19 protein-coding genes are annotated in these 21796 nt (G+C 63.4%); 4 read left to right on the top strand and 15 right to left on the bottom strand.

Annotated elements, in window-relative coordinates; all coding sequences use genetic code 11:
- Positions 1–54: 54 nt before the first annotated feature.
- The 6 genes from K5658_RS08950 to K5658_RS08925 all read right to left on the bottom strand — a co-directional run bounded on the left by K5658_RS08950 (position 55) and on the right by K5658_RS08925 (position 2770).
- Positions 55–291: a hypothetical protein gene (locus K5658_RS08950; protein ID WP_221066593.1), complete on the bottom strand. Its 237-nt coding sequence runs from the start codon at positions 289–291 to the stop codon at positions 55–57.
- Between the two features lie 110 nt (positions 292–401).
- Positions 402–653 (bottom strand): hypothetical protein, encoded by a 252-nt coding sequence (locus K5658_RS08945; RefSeq protein ID WP_221066592.1) that lies wholly within the window; start codon positions 651–653, stop codon positions 402–404.
- Positions 654–667: 14 nt separating this feature from the next.
- A complete protein-coding gene (locus K5658_RS08940; RefSeq protein WP_221066591.1) occupies positions 668–1042 on the bottom strand; it encodes a helix-turn-helix domain-containing protein in 375 nt (124 codons plus the stop codon).
- 79 nt (positions 1043–1121) lie between these two features.
- On the bottom strand, positions 1122–1547 hold the full coding sequence (locus K5658_RS08935; protein ID WP_221066590.1) for a hypothetical protein: 426 nt from the start codon (positions 1545–1547) through the stop codon (positions 1122–1124).
- Positions 1526–1942, bottom strand: a complete 417-nt coding sequence (locus tag K5658_RS08930) for a HEPN domain-containing protein (protein ID WP_221066589.1) — start codon at positions 1940–1942, stop codon at positions 1526–1528. Before K5658_RS08930 ends, K5658_RS08935 begins: the two co-directional genes overlap by 22 nt.
- 9 nt (positions 1943–1951) lie before the next feature.
- Positions 1952–2770: an RpnC/YadD family protein gene (locus tag K5658_RS08925; RefSeq protein WP_221066588.1), complete on the bottom strand. Its 819-nt coding sequence runs from the start codon at positions 2768–2770 to the stop codon at positions 1952–1954.
- A 199-nt stretch (positions 2771–2969) separates the two neighbouring features.
- On the opposite strand from K5658_RS08925, the gene K5658_RS08920 reads away from it, so the two are divergent.
- A complete protein-coding gene (locus K5658_RS08920; protein WP_221066587.1) occupies positions 2970–4166 on the top strand; it encodes a transposase in 1197 nt (398 codons plus the stop codon).
- A 39-nt stretch (positions 4167–4205) separates the two neighbouring features.
- Here K5658_RS08920 and gpmI read toward each other — a convergent pair whose 3' ends face one another.
- A complete protein-coding gene (gene gpmI, locus K5658_RS08915) occupies positions 4206–5852 on the bottom strand; it encodes a 2,3-bisphosphoglycerate-independent phosphoglycerate mutase (protein ID WP_221066586.1) in 1647 nt (548 codons plus the stop codon).
- A gap of 717 nt (positions 5853–6569) precedes the next feature.
- On the opposite strand from gpmI, the gene K5658_RS08910 reads away from it, so the two are divergent.
- From K5658_RS08910 to K5658_RS08900, 3 genes are read left to right on the top strand one after another with little or no spacing between them, the layout of a single operon-like run.
- Positions 6570–7715: an efflux RND transporter periplasmic adaptor subunit gene (locus K5658_RS08910; protein WP_246628600.1), complete on the top strand. Its 1146-nt coding sequence runs from the start codon at positions 6570–6572 to the stop codon at positions 7713–7715.
- Positions 7716–7725: 10 nt separating this feature from the next.
- Complete coding sequence (locus tag K5658_RS08905) at positions 7726–10830, top strand: efflux RND transporter permease subunit (protein WP_221066585.1); 3105 nt, start codon at positions 7726–7728, stop codon at positions 10828–10830.
- Positions 10827–12188, top strand: a complete 1362-nt coding sequence (locus K5658_RS08900) for a TolC family protein (RefSeq protein WP_221066584.1) — start codon at positions 10827–10829, stop codon at positions 12186–12188. The genes K5658_RS08905 and K5658_RS08900 overlap by 4 nt, the downstream gene beginning before the upstream one ends.
- Before the next feature lie 11 nt (positions 12189–12199).
- Here the strand turns inward: K5658_RS08900 and K5658_RS08895 are convergent, their stop codons facing one another.
- The 8 genes from K5658_RS08895 to pabC form a co-directional block, all read right to left on the bottom strand.
- The gene (locus tag K5658_RS08895) at positions 12200–13273 is read right to left on the bottom strand and encodes a GGDEF domain-containing protein (protein ID WP_221066583.1); all 1074 of its coding nucleotides are present in this window, start codon (positions 13271–13273) and stop codon (positions 12200–12202) included.
- A 266-nt stretch (positions 13274–13539) separates the two neighbouring features.
- A complete protein-coding gene (locus tag K5658_RS08890) occupies positions 13540–15927 on the bottom strand; it encodes a PAS domain S-box protein (protein WP_221066582.1) in 2388 nt (795 codons plus the stop codon).
- Between the two features lie 25 nt (positions 15928–15952).
- Positions 15953–16309: a PilZ domain-containing protein gene (locus tag K5658_RS08885; RefSeq protein ID WP_085212689.1), complete on the bottom strand. Its 357-nt coding sequence runs from the start codon at positions 16307–16309 to the stop codon at positions 15953–15955.
- A 96-nt stretch (positions 16310–16405) separates the two neighbouring features.
- Positions 16406–17410 carry a DNA polymerase III subunit delta' gene (locus K5658_RS08880; RefSeq protein ID WP_221066581.1) on the bottom strand — a complete coding sequence of 335 codons (1005 nt, stop codon included), beginning with the start codon at positions 17408–17410 and terminating at the stop codon, positions 16406–16408.
- A gap of 90 nt (positions 17411–17500) precedes the next feature.
- Positions 17501–19132, bottom strand: a complete 1632-nt coding sequence (locus K5658_RS08875; RefSeq protein ID WP_221066580.1) for an MFS transporter — start codon at positions 19130–19132, stop codon at positions 17501–17503.
- Positions 19133–19226: 94 nt separating this feature from the next.
- Positions 19227–19856: a dTMP kinase gene (tmk, locus tag K5658_RS08870; protein WP_221066579.1), complete on the bottom strand. Its 630-nt coding sequence runs from the start codon at positions 19854–19856 to the stop codon at positions 19227–19229.
- 27 nt (positions 19857–19883) lie between these two features.
- Positions 19884–20930, bottom strand: coding sequence for an endolytic transglycosylase MltG (gene mltG / locus K5658_RS08865; RefSeq protein ID WP_221066578.1), 1047 nt, complete (start codon positions 20928–20930; stop codon positions 19884–19886).
- The gene (pabC, locus tag K5658_RS08860; protein ID WP_221066942.1) at positions 20873–21718 is read right to left on the bottom strand and encodes an aminodeoxychorismate lyase; all 846 of its coding nucleotides are present in this window, start codon (positions 21716–21718) and stop codon (positions 20873–20875) included. The genes mltG and pabC overlap by 58 nt, the downstream gene beginning before the upstream one ends.
- Positions 21719–21796: the final 78 nt, after the last annotated feature.

Raw genomic sequence — 21796 nt, 5'->3', positions numbered from 1 at the left:
CCCTTGGTGGTTCTAAATACTGGGATGCGTGGACGGATCATTCTAATTTCCGCCTCAACGCACGGCTTCGATCATGGCGATATCTTTCTTGAGCAAATCATTGGCGACATCGGAAATAGGGATTCCCTTGCGCGACGCGATGGCCGCGAGATAACGCTGTACGTCCTCATCCAAATAAATTGGCAGATTGAGCTTGGTGTCGGGATGATAAAACTTGCCCCGAGTCCCTTTGCTGAAATCTATTTCAGCCGGGAGGTCGTTATATTCATTCAGCTCGATTGTCTGATTCATAAACTCACAGATTTATGCTAGGGATTGCCCGGCCATATCGAAAACAACCCGCATGTTTTCCGGCTGGGAAACCGAAAAATTAAGCTTCTCAAACCCACCCTAGCCCCTATCTAAACAATAACTCCATATAAAATATTTTCACTTTGCACTGTAATCTCACACTTAGAGGTTAAACCATCTTCACGAAGCTCATATAATCCCGAAATAACTTTCACATTTTCAGGAACGTGTATTTCCACGTCTACCTTGTTAGGGTGAGCAATCTTAATACCCATAGGCAAATATGTTTGAATCGGCGGGCGCTGCTTTCGGTACACAACAACCTGAACCCAAGAATTATTAATAAAAAGCTCTGCGGCCATGAACACCTCCAATTTTATGATTTACGTGGACGAAGCGTAGCGACTGTCCCTGATAATACACCATCAGATGTAGCAAGCACTTTTTGCAAGAAATCCCCAAAGGTTCCATCTTCGAAATTACCAGCGGTTATATTGCTCACCACATCGGGAGACTCACGGAGTATATTCGCCCAAGCGTTTGGGTCTTGCATCGCCAGATTTATAGCCTTCAAATTTTGCATCCTCAACCCCTCAGACAAAAACCCCGTCAGGCTTTCCTGAGTAATACGCCAGTTTTCTCCTATCTGTAAAGCAGATAAAGAACCATCTTCTATAAGTTCAACAACATCATTCGTGGAAACGCGAAGCAACTCGGCCACTTCCTCTGGAGTTAAAAAAATTTGGTTCATAACATCGCACCTCATTTAAATAAAAATTAACATTCGTTCGCATATAAATCACTCCATATATTGAGCGATTTAATCTTTTTCATGCCGCCCGCAACAAATCCCGATCCATGGAATACAAATACATATCCGCCACATAAACACCCTCGATATAGCTCCTACCTATCCGGGTATTGCCTTGGGTGGCTTGATTGAATTGGCTTTTACCAAGGGCTTTGGCGAGGGGGTGGCCGGTACTCCATACCCGAAGATCATGCAATGATAAAATCCCCTCATCCGGCCCGGCTTGGTTAATAATATCTTGTATCCTTTTATAGTAAGCTTTCGGGCCTTCCGTCGCGACCAAAGGCGAAATAATATAAAGCGCCCAAAAATTCTCATTGGCATCAAACAGCCAAAAGGCCGACGCGACTTCGGCTCCGGTTTCATGTAGCCGTTTAACCAGCCGTTCCCCTGCTGAACGCATTTCCGGGGAAAACCACTGGTCTATATATATTTCCTGAGCCATGGCAATATTCCTGTCTGGTCGTTGGTGATCGCATTGAACAAATCAATGGCCTCTTGCTTGCTAATATCGGTTCGATAACGAGTCTCCTCTGACCAAGCATTAGTGATTATCCAGTTCAGCCTAAAGTTGTTATCCAGCTTTTCCTGCTGATTAAGCGCGTCCCTTAGATTCGCGGTTGAGAGCAGCTTAGCGAGGTTATGGGTATAGCAATCGTAAGCAAGCTGCTTATCGGGAAAATCGAACGCCTTGACCTGCTTGGCGATGCACGCCTTCAAAACACATTCCAAGGCGTAGCCCGCCAAATAATAAGCACCCGGATAACATTCCGCCGACAGCAGAACCTTGGCTTCTTGCAATCTGATTTCCGCCAGATTTTCGAGGTCTGCTTTATTCATATTGCAGATTTACTCCAGCCTGTTTTCCCGGAGCCGAGCGATATCCGCAACCTGTAGCTCGGTGGCCGAGGCTATTTGCAAATCATCTAGCCCCATTGCCAATAGATTTTTAGCAACCGCGATCTTCTCTTGCGCTACGCCTTTCTCCACGCCTATCAATTCGCCCTTCTTCAGCCCCATCCGATAAGTCGGCAACTTCTCATATTCGATCTTCAACATTTCCAGTTCCTCCTCGATATCGACCTCGAAATCACGGTTGCTGCCCAAGATTTCCAGCATCCGCACATATTCGCGCAATTTGCCCGGCTGGCCCCAGAATTCCCTGACCAAGCGCTCGAGAATCCCATGCACCAATTCACGCGGCGTCCGGCCCCGGAAATCGCAAAGTATCGCCAACACCCAGGCATCCGGCGCGTCTTGCCGCAATAAGGATTCCGCATCTACCCGGTACATGTCGATCAATTCGTAGTGGTAGGTCAAACCGGGGAGGTTCAAGCCATCGGCCATGCCGAGCGGTTTCTTGCCGATATAGACCAGATATTGCCTCACCGGCAGGCCCGGATTCTCCAACAGGATGTCGGTCAGATAGCGCAGCATCCGCACCGGCATGACGGCGAGATTATCGTTCTGGATTTCGATGTGCAGTATGAAAGGCAGGCCATCGGCCAGGGCGACCTTGGCGACGAGGTCGGCGCGGCGTTCCTCGACCCGCTGCTGCGCGGTTTCCAACAGTTCGACCTCGACGACCGGCAGATGGAACAAATAGGTCGCGAAGTCGCGCACCAGCGCCTTGAAGATCGATTTGGAAAGGATGTCTTTGTCGCCCATGGGAAAGGTCGTGTGGTCCATCCTGTTTGAGGATAGCGGATAAATTCCGCACCGGCATCGGGGAAATGGCGGAGCCCGGCCCCGCCGGAGGGGGCCGGGATTCCTTACAAGTGTAGGTTTTTGAAAAAACCGGAGGCGAGACAAAGGGTTAAGGTACATTGGTGAGTAACGACAAACACCCTGTACCGGAGGAACCGCCATGCCTCGCCCTTCAGAACTGTACCAATGGAACCGGGAGATCGCCATCCACTTTCCCGGCCTTTCGAAGCCGATGGTGATGGGCTTGGCCCTGTGGAGCCTGGGCATGGTCGTGGTCGGCGCTTGCAGCCTTTCGGCGCTGACCGACTGGTGGTCGTGTCGGCTGGGGCAGAAGGGCGACGCGGTGCGGGAGCGCCTGCGCGACGTCTACCGTGGGAAGGAGGCCAAGGCCGGGAAGGAGCGCCGCGAACTCGACGTGGAGGCGTGCCGGGCCCCCTGGCTGGGCTGGGTTTTGGAGGGCTGGGATGGAAACCAGTTGGCGGTCGCCTTGGACGCGACGAGCCTGGGGCAGCGGTTCGTGGTCCTGGCGGTCAGCGTACTTTACCGGGGCTGCGCGGTGCCGGTGGCCTGGAAGGTGCTGAGGGCGGAACGGAAGCATCCGTGGAAGCCCGAATGGCTGGCCTTGCTGAGGCATTTTAAGGACGTCGCGCCCGCGTCGTGGACCGTCCTGGTGCTGGCGGACCGGGGGCTGTACGCCAAGTGGCTGTTCGAGGGGATCCAAGCGCTGGGCTGGCACCCGATGCTGCGGGTGAACTCGGGCGGCACCTTCCGCCCCCGGGGATGGCGGCACTGGCGGCCGTTCACCCGCCTGGTGCCGAAGGTGGGCGACCGCTGGCAAGGCCGGGGGACGGCGTTCGGCGGCAAGCGGACCCGCCTGGACTGCACCCTGTTGGCCTATTGGGGGGAAGGCCACAAGGACCCCTGGCTCGTCCTGACGGACCTGCCGCCGGAAGCCGCCAACGCCTGCTGGTACGGATTGCGCGGTTGGATCGAGCAAAGCTTCAAGAAAATCAAGGGCGGCGGCTGGCAATGGCAGAACACCCGCATGGACGATCCCGAGCGGGCGGAGCGCCTCTGGTTGGCGATCGCCATCGCCACCTGGTGGCTGCTCTCGGTGGGCGGGGAGGCCGAGGCCGGAATGGCCGCCGCCACCTTCCCGGCCATTCCGGGCTCTCCCCGCCAACAGGCCCACCGCTGGCGGCTGGTGGGGATTTTCCGCCATGGCCGTTCCCTGATCCTGGCCGCCCTCTTCGAGCGCCGCGCCTTGCCGGTGGGGAAGGCCCGCCCAGAACCCTGGCCATCGGTGCCAATCCCAACCCCAGGGGCAACCGTGGCGATCCTCACGGGGGCGGTATGAATAAACCTACACCTGTAAGGGCCGGGATTCCGGGCGGGCTTATTTGAAGCGCAGGATGCCGCGATCCCACATCGTCGGGGCTTCATAGCCCAACAGGTTGACGATGGTGCTGGCGAGGTTGCTCAGGCCGAAATGGTTCTCGTCGATCTGGGCCGCGCCGTGGGTCTGGTTGTCGTAGAAGATGAACGGCACCGGGTTCAGCGTGTGCGCGGTCTTGGCCTTGAAACGCCCGTCCTTACTCTTCTTGGGTTGGCCGGTCTTCTTGTCGAGTTCGTACATCTCGTCGGCGTTGCCGTGGTCGGCGGTGATGATCGCCACGCCCTGCATGGCGTCGATCACCGGCAGCAAGCGGCTCAGGGCAATATCCACCGCCTCCACCGCGCTGATCGTCGCCTGGAAGTTCCCGGTATGGCCGACCATGTCGCCGTTGGCGTAGTTGACGCGCAGGAACTTGTGCTTGCCGCTGCGGATTTGGCGGATCAGTTCGTCGGTGATTTCGGCGGACTTCATCCACGGGCGCTGCTCGAACGGCACGTTGTCGGAAGGAATCTCGATATAGGTTTCGAGCTTGTCGTCGAACTTGCCGCTGCGGTTGCCGTTCCAGAAATAGGTGACGTGGCCGTATTTCTGGGTCTCGGAGATGGCGAGCTGGGTGATGCCCGCCTCGGCCAGTTGCTCGCCCAGGGTGTTGCGGATGGCGGGCGGCTCGACCAGATAGCGCTTGGGGATTTTCAAATCGCCGTCGTATTGCAGCATCCCGGCGTAGGTCACGCTGGGCACGTCGCCGCGGTCGAAGCCTGGAAATTCCGGGCCTTCCTCGAAGGCGCGGGTGATTTCCAAGGCGCGGTCGCCACGGAAGTTGAAGAACACCACGCTGTCATGATCGACGATCCTGCCGACCGGCTGGCCGTTCTCGGCGACGACGAAGGCGGGCAAATCCTGGTCGATGATGCCGGGATGCTGTTCCCGCAACCCGCGCACCGCCTCGGCGGCGGACGCGAACTGCTGGGCCTCGCCGCGCACATGGGTTTGCCAGCCGCGTTCCACCATCTTCCAATCGGCCTCGTAGCGGTCCATGGTGATGAACATACGCCCGCCGCCGCTGGCGATACGGACATCGAAGCCATCGCCCCGCACCTGCTTCAAAAACTCCTCGAACGGCTCGACATAATCCAGGGCGGAGGTTTCCGGCACGTCGCGGCCATCGATCAAGATGTGGACGCGGACCTGGGCGACGCCTTCCAGCTTGGCGCGTTGGATCAGCGCCTTGAGGTGGTCGATATGGGAATGCACGTTGCCGTCGGAGAACAGTCCCAGGAAGTGCAAGGTCGAGCCGTGGTCCTTGACGTTGGCGACCACTTCCTGCCATGCCTGGCCTTGGTACAGCGCCCCGCTGGCGATGGCCTCGGACACCAGGGACGCGCCCTGGTTGTAGACCTGGCCCGCGCCGATGGCGTTATGGCCGACCTCGGAATTGCCCATGTCTTCGTCGCTGGGCATACCGACGGCGGTGCCGTGGGCCTTCAACAGGGTGTGGGGGTATTGGGCGAATAGCCGGTCCAGGGTCGGAGTATAGGCCTGGGCGATGGCATTGCCCTCGGTTTGGTCGCTAAAACCGAAGCCGTCGAGGACGATGGTGACGACCGGGCCTGGGATGCCTGGGAAGGCGGCTAGCTTATTCAGCATGATGTTTACCGTGATTGATGATTTGCAAGGAATTCCGCGCCGTCCGGGGATGGCGGAACCGGGGCATGATATATCGAAACGCCGCCCGCAAGCAGGACGGGACCGGAGGCTTGGCGGATGAATGCTGCGTTTCGGGACCGGGCCGGAACATCCTGGTTGAAATCCACAGGAAGCCTGGCGTTTTTCAACCTATCGGGTCGTCCCCATGCCCCAGCTTCCCGCGCAAATACGCGGGAATCTTGGGCCTCGGGACCGGCCATCGGTTGGCATGGAGCCTGCTTACGAACCCGCAGGGATGCCCCTTGTCGGCATGGATGCCGAACCTCCCCGTGCCCAAACGGGTGTGGCGCATTGCCCGACGCCTCATCATGGCGGGGCCGGGAACCCCCCATCCCATCCCGATGGACACGCTGGCCGCCGACACACGGTCCCGAAGCCCTTTCCGCAGCTTGCGGGCCCGCCGCTGGCCGCGCAACGGCCATCCCACCCACCCGGTGGCGCAGCGATCACGAGGATATCCAACCCCGTTGGCTGTACTCCCACGCAACGCCGACCTGATTTTTCCGGGACATATAGCGATAAAAATTCATTCCCCGCCTAAAATAAGAACAGACCCAAAAGTATCGCCACGATACTATAATTAACGGATTGCGCCGGACCCTCCGCGTCCCGCGCCCCATGGCAAGCGCCCACCCCGCTTGCGGATGCTTTAGGCTTATGAACACCCGAACCAAAACCACCATGCGCCTTGCAGGACTCGCCGGACCCGCAGCGGCGATGCTCATCGCCGGCTGCGGCCACCATGAACCCTCCGCCCTGGCGGCACCGCCCCTGGCCATCTCGCCCGCCGAACATCCCGCGCCCCAGCGCGTCATCAAGCTCCGTGCCGAATCCCTCGGCTATATCAAAGTGGAGGCGATTTCGCCGCAAGCTTCGGCGGGCGTGGTGTCCGCGCCGGGCCGGGTGGATTTCCGGGCCAAGGCCATTTCCACGGCGGGCACCGTGGTGGCGGGCCGGATCGGCAAGATCCACGTGCAGATCGGCGACCGGGTCAAGGCGGGCGATCCGCTCGTCACCCTGGCCAGCGCCGAGGCCGCGCAGATGCGTTCGGATTTCGCCCGCGCCAAGGTGGAACTGGCCCGCGCCGAATACCGCTACCAGCGCCAGGAGGAGATGAAGCGCAGCGGCGTCGGCCTGGAGATCGAGCGCATGGAGGCGGAAGCCCAGTTGAACGAGGACCGCGCCGACTACGAACGCGCCCGCGACGCCCTGCGCCTCCTGGGCGGCGGCGTGTCGGAGGAAGTCATCGTCCGCGCCCCGATGGACAGTACGGTGCTGCGGGCCTATGTGGCGGCGGGGGCGACGGTGGCGGCGGGTTCGGCGCTGTTCGACCTGGGCGAGCCGTCCTCGCTGTGGATCGTGGCCGATGTGTTCGAGCCGGATTTGCTGCTGGTGGAAAAAGGCGCGGCGGCCAGCATCGGCCTCGCTTCCCTGCCCCAGCCCATCGGCGGCCATGTGGTGGGCGAGAGCGCCGCGATCCAGGCCGATATGCGCCGCGGCCAGGTCTTCATCGAACCCGACGATCCCAAGACCCCGCTGCGGCCCGGCATGTATGCGCGGGTATCCATCGAGGCCGCGGGGCCGGGCCATATCGTCCTGCCCACCACGGCCATCCTCATCAAGGACGGCAAGCAAACCCTGGTCTATGTGGAAACCGCCGAGGGCGTGTTCGAGCCACGGGAAGTGCAGATCGGCCCGGCCCGCAGCGGCATGACCCCCATCCTCGACGGCCTCAAGAGCGGCGAGCGGGTGGTGGTCTCGGGCGCCTTGCTGATCGACACCGAAGCCGCCATGCTGCTCTAGGTCGGGAACCATGCTGAGCTTATTGATCGAGCATTGCGTACACCGCCGCCTGGCCGTCATCGCGCTCACCGTGGTCGTCGCCCTGTTCGGGCTGCACGCCTATCTGGAAACCCCCATCGAAGCCTACCCGGACGTGACCAACACCCAGGTGACGGTCATTTCGCTGATGCCGGGCTACGCGCCGGAGGAAGTCGAACGGCAGGTCACCGTCCCCCTGGAACGGGTGCTGAACGGCACCCCGGACATGCTGCAAATGCGCAGCCAAAGCCTGTTCGGGCTGTCGCTCATCACCATCACCTTCCAGGACGAGGCCGACAGTTTCCATTCCCGCACCTTGGTTTCGGAGCGGATGCACGGGGCGGAATTACCCGACGGCGTGCAGCCGGTCCTGGCCCCCGATTACACGCCGCTGGGCGAAATCTATAAATTCATGGTGGTCAGCGACCGCCACGACCTCTATGAACTGCGCTCGGAGATGGAATGGAACGTATCCCGCGTGCTGCGCCAAGTGCAGGGCGTGGCCGATGTGCTGACCTTCGGCGGGTTCTACAAGGAGATTTATGTCGAAGTCGATCCGGCGCGGCTGGATTCGGTCGGCCTGACCCTGGACGAGGTGAACCAGGCCATCGCCAGTTCCAACCGCAACGTGGGCGCGGGCTTCCTGCGCCATGGCGACCAACAGATGGTGGTGCGCGGCGTGGGCTATCTCGGTTCGCCCGACGACGTGAAGCGCATCGTGCTGAAGAGCGAAGGCGGCACGCCCGTCACCGTGGGCGACGTGGCCCGGCTGGTGCAAGCCTACACCCCGCGCCAAGGCGCGGTGGGCCTCGACGGGCAGAAGGAGGCTGTGGAAGGCATCGTGCTATTGCGGCGCGGCCAGAATCCTTCCCGCGTGCTGGAAGCGGTGCATGAGAAGGTGGAAGAACTCAACACCCGCATCCTGCCGGCCGGCATGAAAATCGTGCCGTTCCTGGACCGCACCGAACTGGTCCACAACACCCTGGACACGGTCTATCACAACCTCATGCACGGCTTCCTGCTGGTGGTGGGCGTGGTGTGGCTGTTTTTGCGGAGCGTGCGCGGTTCCTTGATCGTGGCCCTGGTGATTCCGCTGTCGCTGCTGGTGGCGTTCGCCGGGCTGTACCGGCTGGGCCTCCCGGCCAATTTGATTTCGATGGGGGCCATCGACTTCGGCATCATCCTCGATGGCGCGGTGGTGCTGGTCGAGAACGTCATCCACCAAGCCGCGCACCGCCATCCCAAAACCCGGCGCGACATGGTGCATGTGATCGTGGACGCGGCCCTCTCGGTCGCCAAGCCCACCTTCTACGCCATGCTCATCATCATCGCCGCCCTGATCCCGGTGTTCACCCTGGAACGGGTCGAGGGCCGCATTTTCCGCCCCCTGGCCTTGACCTATAGCTTCGCCCTGGTCGGCGGCTTGGTGTTCGCCCTGACCCTGGTGCCCGCGCTGTGCGCCGCCTTGATCCAGCCCAAGCACGCCATGATCGAGGAACCGCGCTTCCTGGTGTTCCTACGCGGGAAATACCGCCGCCTGCTGGAATTCGCCCTGGACCGACGGGCGCCGACCTTGCTGGCCGGGGTCGCCTTGCTGGTGGCGGGGGGCGTCTCGATCTCGCGCCTGGGCAGCGAATTCCTGCCGGAACTGGACGAGGGCGACGTGCATGTGTTCGTGGAAATGCCGTCCAGCATCGCCCTGGGCAAGGGCCAGGATATCCTCCAGGATATGCGGCAACGCCTGCTGCGCTTCCCCGAGGTCAAGGGCATCCTCAGCCAGCAGGGCCGCTCGGAGGACGGCACCGACAACGAGGGCGTGAACATGAGCGAAACCTTCGTCCACCTCAAACCGCACGGCGAATGGCGGCCCCGCTTGAGCAAGGAACAACTGGTCGAGGACATGCGCGAAGCGCTCTCGGCCATCCCAGGGGTGCGCTTCAATTTCTCCCAGCCGATCAAGGACAACGTCGAGGAAGCGGTCAGCGGCGTGCGCGGCAAGGTGGTGCTGAAAATCTACGGCAGCGACCTGGAAAAAATGCGCTCCACCCTGGAAGAAGCCAAAACCCGGCTCAAAGCCGTGCCCGGCGTCATCGACCTGGATTTATATCGGGAATCCCTGGTGCCGCAATTGCAGCTCAAGCTCGACCGCGTGGCCCTGGCCCGGCAGGGCATCACGGTGGACGCGGCCCAGGACACCATCGAAACCGCCATGGCCGGCAAGGTGGTCACGCAACTCTGGCAAGGCGAACGCCCCATCCCCGTGCGGGTGATCCTGCCCACCACCGAGCGCGACGAAATGGAGCATTACGGCGATTTGATGATCCCGACGCCCTCGGGCGCCCGCGTGCCCTTGCGGGAAGTCGCGCACCAGCAGATCGAACGGGGCCGCACCTCCATCGAGCGCGAGGCCAACCGCCGGTTCCTGGCGCTCAAGTTCAACGTGGAAGGCCGCGACCTGGGTTCGGTGGTCCACGACGCCAGGGCGGCGGTCGAGGGCAAGGTCCAGATGCCGGAAGGCCATTTCCTGGTCTGGGGCGGCGAATTCGAGAACCAGCAACGCGCCATGGGACGGCTGGGCGTGATCGTGCCGGTGGCGGTGTTGATCGTGCTGGGCCTTTTATACAGCGCCCTGCAATCGGCCCGCAGCGCCCTCGCCATCCTGCTCTCGACCCCGTTCGCCCTGACCGGCGGCGCGTTCGTGCTGCTCTTCACCGGGATCGCGCTCTCGGTCAGCGCCGCCATCGGCTTCATCGCCCTGTTGGGCCAAGTGTCGCTGATGGGCCTCTTGGTGCTGAGCGCCACCGAGGAGCGCCGCCACGCCGGGATGGAACTCAGGGCGGCCATCGTCAGCGGGGCCACCGACCGGCTGCGGCCCGTCCTGATGGCGTCCACGCTGGCCCTGCTGGGACTCTTGCCCATGGCGGTGTCCACCGGCATCGGCAGCGAGACCCAACAGCCGTTCGCCGTGGTCATCGTCGGCGGCATGTTCACCACCTTCTTCGTGGCGATGTTCGTGCTGCCCGTCCTCTATTCCTATATCACCCCCCAACATCTCCTCTCCCCCGAAGAAGAAGACGAATTGCCGGACCCCACATGAACCCACCACGCCATCGTTCCCGCGCGCCGCGCGGGAACGCCGTCCCGGACGCTCCGCGCTCCCCGCAATCCCGGCGATCCTGGCGCTGGCTGCCCCTGCTGCTGGCCCTGGCACTCCCGGCCCCGGCCGCGCCGCCACCCGACGCCCTGCCCCAGGCCATCGACCTGGGCCAGTTGTTCCGCATCGTCCGCGAACACAGCCCGCGCTACGCCGCCGCCCGCATCCGCGTCGATGCCGCCCAGGCCGAGGTGGTCGGGGCCGGGGTCCTGCCCAATCCACGGGTGACCTACGGCACGTTCCAGCTCAGCAGCCGCAGCAACACCATGTACGAGGGCAAATCCCAGGAAAACCTCCTGGTGGAAATCCCGGTCCTGATCGCCGGCCAGCGGGGGGCGCGGGTGGACGCGGCGGAAAAGAAGGTGGAAGCCACCGCGGCCGGGGTCGAGGCCGAACTCGCCGGCCTGCTGCGCGAAGCCTGGGGCTTGTTCCTCAAGCTGCAAGCGGGCCGGGAACGGGTGGATATCCTGGACGAGGCGGCGCGGGACATGGACCACCTGCGCGCCCTGGTCGAAGGCCGGGAAATGGCGGGCAGCGCCAGCCCCTACGACCTCCTGAAGATCGGCATCGAGACCAAGAACGTGGAAACCCGGCTGGAAAACGCCCGCACCGAGCAAACGGCCACCGCCGGCGAAATCGGCATCCTGTTGGGGCTACCCGGCTGGCGGCCCGAAGCCCTGGGCGAACCCGGCCCCCTGGGCGTGCCCGACGACCCGCGCCAGCTCTGGAGCGCGGCGGAGGAAAAAAACCCCGAACTCGAAACCATGCGCCGCGAGGAAATCGCCGCCGAGGCCGGCATCGAACGCGCCCGCCGCGAACGCTGGCCCACGCCCACCCTGCAAGCCGGGACCGCCTACACCGACAAGCCCTATGGCATGACGCCCTATGTCGGCATCGCGGTGGAACTGCCGATCTTCGACAGGGGCCAGGGTGGCCTGGCCCGCGCCGAGGCCGAGAAACGGAGGGTCCAGGCCGAGCGCGATTTCGTGGCTTCCCGCACCCGCGTGGAGTTGGAGCGGGCCACGGAATTGCTCAAGCGCCGCCGCGCGGCGCGGGATAGGTTCGAGCGGGAAGTCCTGGCCCACCTCCCGGACCTCAAGCAAATGGCGGAAAGCTCGTACCGGCTGGGCCAGGGCACGCTGTTGGAACTGTTGGACGCCTCCCGCTCGCGCACCGAAATCCGGTTATCGCACCTGGAATTGATCCAGGCCGAGACCGAGGCGGAACTGGACGCGCTCAAGGCTTCGGGCTTGCTGGTGGGGGTGGCCGAAGGACAATCGCAACCGAACCCCCATCCCTAAGGCCGGGCGGATCATATTTCGATCCAAGAGCCGGGATGTTGCTTCGCTTCGTACATCCTGGCATCGGCCCGCTTAATCAAATCGTCCGGGGAATCATAAATATCCAAGCCCGTCTGGGCGATACCTATGCTCAGCTCCACGCCCGGTATCTCCTTGGCGAGCACATCCAAAAGCCGCCCGGCATAAGACCCCCTGGCTTGCTCCAATAGCGTACCTTGCAAGATCACGCAGAATTCGTCCCCGCCATAGCGGAAGCACATATCCACATCCCTGGAAACCGAAAGCAGGATATGGCCTATGGATTGAAGAATCTCGTCCCCCCGGTGGTGGCCCAGCCTATCGTTGATGGTTTTAAAATTATCGACATCGAAATACACCAAGCACAACGGCAGCCTATTCCTCTGGGCATAGCGGATTTCCCGGCAGAGGGCTTCCTGCAAGACACGGCGATTGCTCAATCCGGTCAAGGCGTCGATCCGGCTCAGCCTTTCAAGCTCCCTGGTCCTATCCGCCACTTTTTCCTCCATGATCTTCGCATAGCGCTCCGCCTTATCCTTGGCCACCTCTATCTCCGCCAAAAGGCTGCGGATATAGGTTTCAAACACCAAGGTCACATCGAAATACAAGAGCTTTCCCAAGGCGCTCTGGATACTGGCATAGCCATCCACATCCTCTTCGTGCGGCCTCAGCACCCTGAAGAGCAAATCCTTGAGCGTATGTATGGCGGCCAGATATAGCTTGGGCTCGACCCCAATCCGCTTATGCACCAAACCAATACGCAAGCGATTATTGACATATTCCATGTCATAAATCCCTTGGAACAAATCCCGGATATAGCGCTTCTGGGCATCCATTAACCGCCCCAGGGTATCGGAATCCCCGATGAGCAATTGTATTTCGTCTATCGCCGTCTGCTTGCTATAAAAGTCGGCGACAATCGCCCCTATTTCATGTTCTATAATCGGCTTATACTTGAGCAAAATCTCCACATCCTTGACAGTAAAATTTAATAATTCCTTACGCCGCTCGATATCCAACTCGGTGATCCGCATTTGCTCCAAAAGTGTTTGGTCGGTTTGCCTCATCATCGACTCCATCGGGAAATCCGCTGCTTTGCCCACGGAAAATAAAATCCGACCTATTCCGCAAAAAGCCACGCTGCACCGGGCAGCGGCATCAATCCCATCCCTCCATTTCCAATGAGTATAGTAAATTGCCCCGCCATGCCAGGACCGGGATGGAATTGGGATACGCTCAAGATTCCGCTCCGGGCTTGCAAACGCCGGGGCGGTTCGATCTTTAGGAAAACGCGGCGAAGCCGCGGGCTGCGCCCGGCAGGCCGACCCAGCCCTCAACCCCGCCCGGCCCCGCCCAGCCACCGCAATAAAGCCCGGTAAAGCTGCTCCGGCTCCACCGGCTTGCTGAGGAAATCGTCCATCCCGGCCTCGAGGCAGGCCCGGCGATCCTCGCTGAAGGCGTTGGCGGTCATGGCGACGATGGGCGTCGTGGCGGCTCCGGGCAATTGGCGGATGGCGCGGGTGGCGTCCAGGCCGCTCAGGCGCGGCATCTGCATATCCATCAGGATCAGCGGATAGGCGTGGCGGCCCGCCATCTCCACCGCCTGGACGCCGTCCTCGGCGCAGTCCGCCAGGAAGCCCAGGTCTTTCAACATCAGGATGGCGATTTCCCGGTTGATCGGCTCGTCTTCGACCACCAGCACCCGGGTGCCCGCGTGGTCCCGCCGCAGCGCGGCCTCGGCGGCCCCCAAGGCCAGCGCCTCCGCCGCCGCGGCCACCGCCCCTTTCCGCAGCCGCGCCGTGAACCAGAAGGAACTGCCCTGCCCCAGGACGCTCTCGGCCCCCGCCTCGCCCCCCATCGCCAGCGCGATTTTCCGGGTGATCGCCAAGCCCAACCCGGTGCCGCCATATTTCCGGGTCATCGAGCTATCGGCCTGCTCGAACGCGCCGAACAGCCGGGACATCGCCTCGGGCGCGATGCCGATGCCGGTGTCCTTCACCTCGAAACGCCACAAGCCGCTGGCCACGTCCTCCTCGACCATCCGCGCCGAAACCCGGACCCGGCCTTCCGGGGTGAATTTGAGGGCGTTGCTGGCGTAGTTCAGCAGGGCCTGTTGCAAGCGCGTCGGGTCGCCCACGAACTGCCGGGGCGCGGATTGCACCTCGCTGATCAATTCCAGCCGCCGCTCGTCGGCCCGCTCCTTCAGCATCGAGACGACATTGGCGACCACGGCCTCGACCCGCAGCGGCCTTTCCTCCAGGGCGAATTTGCCCGCGTCGATCTTGGACAGGTCGAGGACGTCGTTGATGACCGACAACAGGTGCCGCCCCGCCTCCGTGATTTTCTCCAGGTGCTGGAGCTGGCGGGGATCGTCGGTTTGTCTACGCATCATATGGGCGAGGCCGAGCATGGTGCCGATGGGCGTGCGGATTTCATGCGACATGTTCGCCAGGAACGCGCTCTTGGAGCGGTTGGCGGCCTCGGCCTGTTCCAAGGCGACGCCCAGTTCGGCGGTTTTCTGGGAAACCCGTTCTTCGAGGCGCTGGCGGTATTCTTCGAGTTCGAATTCGGCCCGCTTGCGGGCGGAGATATCGCGCACCACGGCGTAGAGGATGTCGCTGTCTTCCAAGGCGAGGGAGGACAGGGTGACCTCGGCGTAGAAATCGCCGCCGTCGGCCCGCCGATGGACCCACTCGAAGCGGTTCAGGCCGTTGATTTCGGCCACCCGCATCATGCGCTCGGCCTTGGCCTGGGAATCCTCGCCGTCCGGCTGGGTGGGCGGGGAAATCTGCGCGGGGTGGACATCGAGGAAGGCCGATCTCTCGCCATAGCCGAACAGGTCGAGGGCGGCCTGGTTGCATTCCACGAAGCGGTGGCCCTCCATGAGCCAGGTCGGGTCCGGGGAGGACTCGAACACCGTGCGGAAACGCTGGTCGCTCCGCCGCAACGCCTGCTCCACCCGCCTGCGCTCGGTGATATCGCGGGAGGAATTGAACAACACCCGCCGCCCGCCGAATTCGAGTACGCACCCGCTGATCTCGACATCGAACACGCCGCCGTCCTTGCGCCGGTGCCGGGTCGTGAACAGATACCGCCCCGGCTGCTCGAATCGCCGCCCGAGCGGGGCCGCGAGTCCTCCGCCCACGGAATCCGCCTCCCATTGGGAGAAATGCATCCCCAAGACTTCCTCCCGGCGGTAGCCGAGCATCTGGCAGAAGGAATCGCTGGACTCGACGATATGGCCCTGTTCGTCGAGGATGTGGATGCCGTCGCTGGCGTTGCGCAGCAAGGCCTGGCTCTTGTCGTGTTCGTGGCGCAAGGCCCGCTCGGTGTCGAGGCGGGCGGAGAGCGCCGCCGAAGTACGGAAGGAATGGGCCTGGAGCTGCTTGACGATGAAACCGATCATGCAGGCGGAAGGCAGGAAGGTCGCGACCGCCATATCGCCCAGGGGCTTGTGCTGCAACAGCATGAAGGGCGGCGTCAGGGCCACGTAGCCGGTGACCACGCTAAGCAGGACGCTCAGGATGCCCGGCCCGGTCCCGCCCAGGTAGAAACTGAGGGCCAGGGCGGGATAGAACGTGGTGAAGGTCATCCGCGACTCCATGGGCAAGACCCAACAGCGCACCAGGGCCGCGGCGAGGAAGACCAGCGCGGCCAGCGCGTAACGCGCCGGGGCCGGCCAGCGCGCATGGATGGTGTTCATGGCCTTGAGGGAGATCATAGGCGTGGGTCCGCCCGGCACCCGTTCACATGGTATGGGTGGGCCGCTGGGATTCCAGGATGCCGGCCAGATGGTTCTCGATGCGGTTGCGGGTGGCCCCGCCGTCCTCGTCGCTGAACTGGACGCCGATGCCATGGGAACGGTAGCCCTCCGCGCCCTTGGGCGTGATCCACACGATCTTGCCGGCGATGGGGATGCGGTCGGCCTCGTCCATCAGGTTCAGCAGCATGAACACCTCGTCGCCCAGGTTATAGGCGCGGTTGGTGGGGATGAAAAGGCCACCGTTCTTCACGAACGGCATATAGGCCGAATACAGGACGCTCTTGTCGCGGATGGTCAGGGACAGGATGCCCTGCCGGGCACGGCTTTCGGTATCGCTCATCGGGAGGCTCGCTTTTTTCAATTCGGACTATGGGGACGCCAGGACACCAACGCCCCAGGCCCGCGTACAAACCGAAGCTTGTATCCCAGGCCGGCCTTAACCCAAGCGTGGTGGACTCGCGGGACGGCCCAGGCGCGACCCATGGATCAGCAATTCCTCCAACAGCAATTGCCGGTTGGCCTGGCCGCCCAAGGCCCGCTTGGAACGCAGGACAAGGTTCCAATACTCGAACAAGTCCCGCAAGTTTAGCCGCCCAGCCAAGGTCCGCATACCCTTGGCGAGATCGGGGTTATAGCGGGGCGGGGCGGCGGGGGCGCTCAGCAGCCGGATCAAATCCATGGTCCAGGTCGAAATCCATTCGACAAATTCCTCGTGGGCCTGTTTCTCCCAGAGTTCCGCCACCGCCACCGGCTCTTCCTGGCCCAGCAGCACCCCGCCCCATTGGCGGAACACCGTGCGCCGCCGCTCCGCCACCTCCGAACCGACCAGGGCCAAGGCCCGCAAGGGCGAACCCTGCGCCGCCGCCAACAGGGTGGCCACGTCGCAGCCGGGATGGCGGGCTTCCAGCCATTGGCAGGCGGTGGCCGTGTCCGGCGGCGCCACCGGCAAGCGTTGACAGCGGCTGAGGATGGTGGCGGGCAGGCCGGCCGGTGCTTCGCTCAGCAACAGCATGACGGTGCGCTCGGCGGGTTCCTCCAAGGTCTTGAGCAAGGCGTTGGCGGCGCTGCCGTTCATGGCCTGGGCCGGGGCGATGACGACCACCCGGTAGCTTTCGAACTGGGATTTGAGGGCGAGGTCGGCGATCAGATGGCGGATGGCATCGACGCCGATGCCCTTGCCCGGCTCGGCGGGCTGGACCTTGAGGAAATCGGGATGGCTACCGGCCAGGAACAAGCGGCAGGCGGGACACCGGCCACAAGCGAATTCGCCGGGGGCGGAACACAATAGGCGCTGGGCGAACAATCCGGCCAGATGGGTTTTGCCGATCCCCGCCGCGCCCTGGATCAGCAAGGCTTGCGGCACCCGTCCAGCGGACAGGTGCGCCCCCAGGGTGTGCCAAGCATCGGCCAGCCAGGGGTAAAGTTCGATTTCGGTGGGCATCGCCCCTCCACGGGTAAAAGGCGCATTCTGGCCTGTTCGCGGCCAAAAATGAACCTTGTGGCGGGAGGGCGCGGGACGGTTGCCCCGGCCCTAGCCACAGGCCACGCCGCCGCCGTCGCTGGCCACGGCGAGGTAATGGGAAACCACCGGCGGCCCGGCGGGTTCGAGCAAGCAGCGGCGGATTTTTTCCTGCAAGACCCGCTCGGCCTGGGTGACGCGCTCGTGCTGGCGCAGATGTTCCAGCCAGGACTCGGTGAGGAAGGTCTCCAAATAAGCATCGCCGGCGGCGGCATCCTGGAACAACTGCCAATAAAACGCCCCGCTGCGCCGCCGGGCGGCACCCTGCCTCGCCATCAGGCCCAGGAATTCGGCCAGATGCCCAGGGTCCACCCGGTAGGCCACGGTGACCAGGACCGGACCCCGGTCCGGTTCCGGGGTTTGGTCCACGGCGGGCGCGGGCCAATGCATCGAGCGCGTCAAATCGACGCCTTCCCGCGGCAGCAAGCGCACCCGCCAGGTGGCGAGCACCCCCAAGGCCAATCCGGCCGCCGCCAACCTCAGCGCCTCGGGCACCGAAAGCGCGGTCGCGACCCGACCCCAGGCCAGGGAGCCGCCCGCCATGCCGCCCATGAACACCATCATCACCAAGGCCAAGCCCCGCGCCCGCACCCAGGCGGGCAAGGCGGTCTGGGCCACGCCTTGCAGGCAGGTGATCGCGATCAACCAAGCCACCCCCGAAACCAAGGCGGTGGCCCACAACCAGGCCAGATCCGGCGCCCAGGCCAGCAGCGCCAACATGGCCGCGTAGAGGGTCGCGGCGGACTTCTGCAAGACATCGATCCCCATCCAACCGCGCAGCCGGGGCAAGGCGAACACCCCCAGCACCGCGCCCAGGCCCACGGCGGTCAAGGTCAAGCCATAATCACCCGCCCCGCCGTGCAAGCCCTGCCGCACCCACAACGGCAACAAGGCCCAGGACGCGCTGCCGAAGAAAAAGAAAGCCCCGGCCCGGATCAAGACCGAACGCATCGTGCGGGAATGGCGCACATAGCGCAGGCCGCTCTGGATGGCCCCGGCCAAGCGCTCGGCGGGCAATCCGCTGGGATTGGGCGGGTGCTTCCAGCGGGACAGCACGGCGATGATGCCGAGGAAGGACAAGGCGTTGAGCAAGAACACCACGCCCGGCGAAGTGAGCGCCACCAAATAGCCGGCCACGGCGGGACCGACCGCCCTGGAAGCGTTCATCGCCAAGCCATTGAGGGCGACGGCGGCGTGCAAATCCTGGCGCGGCACTAGTTCCGGGACGATGGCGGCCCAGGCCGGAAAGGTGAAGGCGGAACCCAGCCCCAAGGCCAAGGTGAACCCCAGCAAGGATTCCACCGTGGTCAACCCGGCCAGGGTCAAGCCGCCCAGGACGGCGGCGGCCAGCAGCATCCAGCCCTGGGCCAGCAACAAGAGCCGCCGCCGGTCCACGATATCGGCCAGGGCACCGGAGGGCAGCGCCAGCAGCATGATGGGCAGGGAAGTCGCCGCCTGCACCAAGGCCACCATCCAGGGCGAGGTGGACAGGCTGGTCATCAACCAGCCGGCCCCGACATCCTGCATCCAGGTGCCGATATTGGAAGCCAGGGCCGCGATCCAGAGCGCCCGGAACACGGGTTGCCGCAAAGGTGCCCATGGGCTGGTTTGGGTTTGGGGAGTGTGCGTGGATGCTTGGGTCATGGGGACGCTCTCCTGGCCTAATCGGGGATGGCCGCCGGGCGGTGCCGGGCCAGGGCGGCCTTGGGGGATTGTGACCGATTCCGGGCCGCGCCGACTATCTCGCCAAGGCCCGGTCCAGCGCCGCGAGGGCTTCGGTTACGACTTGTTCCAACGTTTGGGAGGCATCGATCACGACGAAATGCTCCGGGTCGCGCCGGGCCTGTTCCAGATAGCCCCGCCGCGCCCGGCGCTGGAAATCCAGGTTTTCCTGTTCCATCCGGTCCAGGCCGTCGCCGCGCCGGCCCAGGCGTTCCAGCCCCAACACCGGATCGATATCGAGGATGATCGTGAGGTCGGGCTTGAAGCCATCGATGGCGATGGCGTTGATTTGCTCGATCAAGGCCAGCGGCAGGCCCCGCGCATAATGCTGGAAGCTGACCGTGGCCGAATCGAAGCGGTCCGAGACCACGACCCGGCCCGCCGCCAGGGCCGGGAGGATTTTCTCGCGCAGATGCTGCGCCCTGGCGGCGGCGAACAGCAGCAATTCCGCCACATCGCACATTTCCGGGGTGTCGGGGCTGAGGAGGACTTGGCGGATTTTCTCGCCGATGGGGGTTCCGCCCGGTTCGCGGGTCATGATGGGGTCGCGGTCCCGCGCCACGAGATGGGTTTCCATCGCTTTCAACACGGTGGTTTTACCCGCGCCGTTGCCTCCGTCGCAGACGATCATGCGGCCTGGGTACATAGATGCTTTCCTGTTCAACCGGGGGAATCAACGCTTCTGGAACCGCTCCACCGCCCGCCGATGCTCCTCCAAGGTCGCGGAGAACACATGGGAGCCATCGCCCCGCGCCACGAAATACAGGCTATCGCCCACATCGGGATGCAAAGCGGCCTGGATGGCGGGCAATCCGGGCAGGGCGATGGGGGTCGGCGGCAGGCCGGAACGGGTATAGGTGTTGTATGGGGTGTCGCGCAGCAGGTCGCTCTTGCGGATATCGCCGTCATAGGCCGCGCCCATGCCATAAATCACCGTGGGGTCGGTTTGCAGCCGCATCCCCTTCCGCAAACGCCGCAGGAACACGCCGGCCACCGCCGTGCGTTCCTCGGGGCGGGCGGTTTCCTTCTCGACGATGGAAGCCAGGATCAGCGCCTCGTAGGGCGAGCCGAACGGCAATCCCGCCGGGCGTCCTTGCCATTCCCGGTCGAGGATATCGTCCATCTTGGCATGGGCGCGGCGGAGGATTTCGAGGTCGCTGGTGCCCTTGGTGACGAAATAGGTGTCGGGGAAAAAGCGGCCCTCCGGCGCTTGGCCGGGAAACCCGAGCGCGGCCATGACGGCTTCGGGCGGCTGGCCGGCCAGTCGATGGTTCAGGACCGGGTTCAAGGCCAACGCGGCCAGCATCTCCGAGAATTTCCAGCCCTCCACCACGGTGATGGGATGTTGCAGGACTTTACCCGCCACGATCCTATCGAGGAGGGTCCTGGGCGTGGCGTCCACCGGGATTTCATATTCGCCATATTTCAGGCGCTGGTGGGCACCGCTGCTATAGGCCAGCCACTCGAACCACAGGGGTTTCCTAAGGATGCCGCGCCGTTTCAAACCCAGGGCGATGGCCTGCAAACCCTCGCCCTGGCCGATCTCGAACACGACGGGGGACTTCAGGCCCAGGGGACTGTCGACGAAGCGCCGGTAATCCATCCACAGCCAGCCGGCCAGCAGGCTGGACAGCAGGACCAGACCGCCCAGCAGGCGGTAGCCTAGCGGGAAATGGGGCCGCTGGGGTCCAGCGCCGCCTGGATTTTCGTCGTCAACCATCGCCATATCGCCCCGCTGATCGGGCCGACCGGATAGGCACGCGCTTCCAGGCGGCTGACCGGCCACAGCCCGATCACGCTGTTGGTCAAGAAAAGTTCGTCCGCCGCCCGGACCTCGTCCAGGGATAGCCGCCGTTCCTCGACGGCCAGCCCCAGTTCCGCCGCGCCCGCCAGCACCCAGCCGCGCATGACCCCGGCCACGCCGCACCGATCCAGCTTGGGGGTATGGAGTTTCCCCTGCCGGACCAGGAACAGGTTGGTCATGGTGCCTTCGACGACATGGCCCCCGGTGTCCAGCATCAAGCCTTCACGGATATCGGCTTGGGACCATTCGGCGCGGGCCAGGATTTGCTCCAGCCGGTTCATGTGTTTCAAACCGGCCAGGGCGGGATTGATGCCGAGCCGGGTCCGGCACACGCGGACCGCGACGCCTTGGTCATGGAGCATGGCGGGATAATCCGGCAAGGGATGGAGGCCCAGCACCCGCGTGCCGGTGGGCGCGTCGGGGCGGCGATAGCCGCGGCCACCACCGCCGCCGGTCCACTGGATTTTCAGCACGCCCTCGGGCTTGAGTCCGCAGAGTTGGCGGACTTCGGCCTCCAGGACCGCCCGGTCGGGCACCGGCAGGAACAGCCGGGCGGCGTCGCGCTCCAAACGCGCCAGATGGGCGTCCAGGAACAAGGGAACGCCGCGCAGCACCTTGAGCGTGGTGAAAACGCCGTCGCCGTACTGGAAACCCCGGTCGGCCACGTCCACCCAGGACACCGGCTCGCCATCCACCAAGACCATCGCGCTCACCGGAGCCACCTTCGCTGGATAAGGGCGGGAGGAAATCGACGGGGATTCCGGCACGGAATCCCCGGTGCC

Origin of the sequence: Methylomagnum ishizawai (assembly GCF_019670005.1) — a bacterium.
Classification (GTDB): domain Bacteria; phylum Pseudomonadota; class Gammaproteobacteria; order Methylococcales; family Methylococcaceae; genus Methylomagnum; species Methylomagnum ishizawai.
The sequence above is the reverse complement of the archived record's forward strand: the minus strand, read 5'-3'. Positions and strand labels throughout refer to the sequence as shown.